This is a genomic window from Nonomuraea sp. NPDC001684, from assembly GCF_053596515.1.
Map to the genome: position 1 here is coordinate 1 of NZ_JBSFGJ010000724.1, position 2,962 is coordinate 2,962.

The window sequence follows — 2,962 nt, forward strand, 5'->3', positions numbered from 1 at the left end:
GGCCCAGCAGGCGCTCAGCCGGAACGTGCGCACGCTGGAGACCCGGCTCGGGACGCCGCTGTTCGTCCGGTCCACCCGCCGGGTGGAGCTGACCCCCGCCGGCGCCCGGCTGCTGCCCGGGGCGCGGCGGCTGCTGGCGCTGCACGACGAGGTCGTCGCCGACGTGCTCGGCGCCGATCGCCCGCTGCTCGTGGACGTCACCATGCAGGGCCCCGACCTGCCCGAGCCGCTGGTCAGAGCCCGGGAACTGGCTCCCGGGACCGAGATGCTGGCCCGGTTCCACGGCGGCCTGACCGCGGGCGCGGCCGCGATGCTGGACGGACGGCTCGACGTGTCGTTCGGGCGCTTCGCCGGGCTGCCCGCGGACGTGCGCGCCCGGCTGGCCCAGGTCCCGGTGCGCCTGCAGCCCCTGGCCGTGCTCCTGCCGGCCGACCACCCGCTCGCGGAACTGGACGCCGTGCCGCTCGCCGCGCTGGCCGCCTTCCCGCTGGACGTCATGGCCGGGAACGCCGGCACGCGGGAGTGGAGCGACCTGGGGGAGCGGCTGGCCGAGGCGTTCGGGCTGCGGCTGGCCCGGCCGCACGCCGCGCCCGAGGGGGCCGCGGAGATGGGGCACTACCTGCGCCGGCATCGCGAGCCCGTGCTGGCCGGCGTGGGGATCGGCGGGATCCCGGGCGCGGTGAACCGGCCGCTGGCCGAGCCCGTGCCGCTCGGCCTGCAGAACCTGGTGCATCTCAAGGGCCTGCGGCACCCGGGCCTCGCCGCGCTCCTGGCCGCCGTCGCCGAGCTGGGACGGGCCCGCCACTGGCTGCGCCGCCCGCCGGGCTCCTGGCTCCCCGAGGCCGACGAGGCCCTGGTGGTGGCCTGAGGCCTAGGTGGTGCGTTCGAGCACGACCACCGGGATCTGGCGGTCGGTCTTCTCCTGGTATTCGTCGTACTGGGGCCAGGTGCGGGTCATCGTCCGCCACATCTCGGGCTTCTCCTCCGCCGAGGCGGTGCGGGCGCGCGCCTTGAACCTGTCGCCCTTGACCTGCACCTCGACGTCGGGATGGGCCAGCAGGTTCTTGTACCACTGGGGATCTTCGGGGTCGCCGCCCTTGGAGGCGACCACGAGGAAGTCGTCGCCGAACCGCTGGTAGATCAGCGGCGTGGTGTACGGCCTGCCGGAGTTACGCCCCTTGGTGGTCAGGAGGAGGACGGTGGTGTTGTTCCAGTCGTGCCCCTCCGCGCCGTCGGTGGCCTGATAGCGCTGCACGTGTTCCTTGCCATAGAGCATGCCTCTGGACTACCCCGCGCGGGGGTGTCCTCACCGTGCCGCGCCGACCAGCTCGGCGGCCCGCCGGCTGTCGAGCGGGAGGGCCGAGTCGGGGGTGCGCTCGCGCACGTCGCGGTCGCGGATCGCGAACACGGCGGGCGCCGCGCCCACGTCGCCGTAGCGCTCGGTCACCGCCGCGCCGATCGCCCGCCGCACGCCGGCCACCACCTCGCGGACGCCGGGCCCGGACGTGACGAGGTGACCGAGCATCCCGGCGAAGCGCAGCTCGTCGTCGGCGGCGGGCCGCTGGGCCGGCAGCACCGGCCGGTCGAGCCAGAACACCTTGCCGGACAGGACCGCCGCGGAGCCGTCGGGGCCGAGCACCCGCGCCGTGCGGGCCAGCAGCTCACCGAACTCGGCCAGGTCCGCGTGCGGCGGCAGGTCGGTGGTGACGAACAGGGGCACGATCAGCGAGTCAGGCATGCGGCTATCCCTCCGTGAGGAGGCTCATCGTAGGACCTGCCACCGACAATTCCGCGGCGCGCCACTCACCGTCCACCGCCCGGGCCGCTCGTCGCCGCTAGCGCTCGGTCCATTCGTCCTGGATCGCCGCGTGCACGATGGAGTCGCGCCAGCCGTGCGGGGTGTGCACGTGGTGCCGGATCCGTCCCTCCTCGACCATCCCGGCCGTCAGCATGGCGAGCTGGGCGGGCAGGTTGGCCGGCGACCTCGCGCCCCAGACGCGGTGCAGCCCGAGCTGCTTGAAGCCGAACGACAGCAGCAGGCGTACCAGGTCGGTGCCGATGCCGCGGCCCCACTGGTCGGGATGGAGGCCGAAGCCGATCTCGGCGCTGTGGGGCAGGTCGGGGTCGATCTTCAGGCGGGCCACGCCGATCACGTGCCGCCGGTCGGCGTCCACGACGGCCAGCACGTAGAGGCGGCGCGGCTCGGCGGCGGCCGCCTCCATGGCCTGGCCGACCAGGGCGGCGACCTCCTGCACGCTGCGCGGCGCGAACGGCATGTGCTGCGTGGCCGCCGGATCGCCGTAGACGGAGTGCAGCGGGACGACGTCGGCGTCGGTGAGGTCACGAAGTCCGATTCGCTCGCCGATGACCATCACGCGCCGCATGCGCAGAAGGTAACGCGACTATCGCGATCTTTACAAGGGTGTCAAGTCGCCAGCTGACTGCCGTAAGCCCGCGCGACAAGTTCGGCGACGGCGCTGTGCGCCCCGAGCGGCTCGGCGTGACCGGCCTCGACGGCGGCGGCGGCGCGCTCGACGAGCTCCGCCGGGGCCTCGTGACCGATCAGGCAGGGCGCGATGGCCAGCCGCTCGGCCCCGGCGGCGCGCAGGCGCTGGGCGGCGACGTCCACGCCGGGCTCGCTGTCCAGCGAGGCGGCGACGACGGGCAGCGTGAGCCTGGAGGCCAGCAGCACGGCCGTGGCCTGGACGGCGTGCACCGCGCGCTCGCCGCCCACCGTGCCCAGGATGACGGCGTCGACGGGGCTGGAGACGTTGAGCAGGCGGACCCGGTCGGCCCTGGCCAGGCCGCGCTCGGCCAGCCTGATGTGCAGGGCCTCGGCGAGCAGCGGGTGGGGGCCGAGCGCCTCGGTGGCGACCGCGCCGGAGCCGGCGGCCGCGATGGCCTTGCCGATCTCGGCCATGACGACCGGGTCGTCCCAGGTGAGCAGGGGCACCACGACGGC

General features: G+C 74.8%; 5 protein-coding genes. 1 reads left to right on the forward strand and 4 read right to left on the reverse strand.

The genetic code is table 11. From position 1 onward, the window contains the following. On the forward strand, nt 1–868 hold an 868-nt coding region (locus ACWCSD_RS50715), incomplete at its 5' end, for a LysR family transcriptional regulator (RefSeq protein ID WP_449926730.1). Between the two features lie 3 nt (nt 869–871). Here ACWCSD_RS50715 and ACWCSD_RS50720 read toward each other — a convergent pair. From ACWCSD_RS50720 to ACWCSD_RS50735, 4 genes are all read right to left on the reverse strand, one after another. After that, nucleotides 872–1,276: a nitroreductase family deazaflavin-dependent oxidoreductase gene (locus tag ACWCSD_RS50720; protein ID WP_387664792.1), complete on the reverse strand. Its 405-nt coding sequence runs from the start codon at nt 1,274–1,276 to the stop codon at nt 872–874. A 30-nt stretch (nt 1,277–1,306) separates the two neighbouring features. Beyond that, nucleotides 1,307–1,738: a hypothetical protein gene (locus ACWCSD_RS50725; protein WP_449926735.1), complete on the reverse strand. Its 432-nt coding sequence runs from the start codon at nt 1,736–1,738 to the stop codon at nt 1,307–1,309. Between the two features lie 97 nt (nt 1,739–1,835). Then, complete coding sequence (locus tag ACWCSD_RS50730) at nt 1,836–2,384, reverse strand: GNAT family N-acetyltransferase (protein ID WP_387664798.1); 549 nt, start codon at nt 2,382–2,384, stop codon at nt 1,836–1,838. 41 nt (nt 2,385–2,425) lie between these two features. After that, nucleotides 2,426–2,962: sirohydrochlorin chelatase (locus tag ACWCSD_RS50735; protein ID WP_449926738.1), on the reverse strand; the 537-nt coding region annotated here is incomplete at its 5' end.

Coding starts and splice junctions, on each gene's coding strand:
- ACWCSD_RS50730 (WP_387664798.1), bottom strand. CDS start 2,384: ATGCGGCGCGTGATGGTCATCGGCGAGCGAATCGGACTTCGTGACCTC.
- ACWCSD_RS50725 (WP_449926735.1), bottom strand. CDS start 1,738: ATGCCTGACTCGCTGATCGTGCCCCTGTTCGTCACCACCGACCTGCCG.
- ACWCSD_RS50720 (WP_387664792.1), bottom strand. CDS start 1,276: ATGCTCTATGGCAAGGAACACGTGCAGCGCTATCAGGCCACCGACGGC.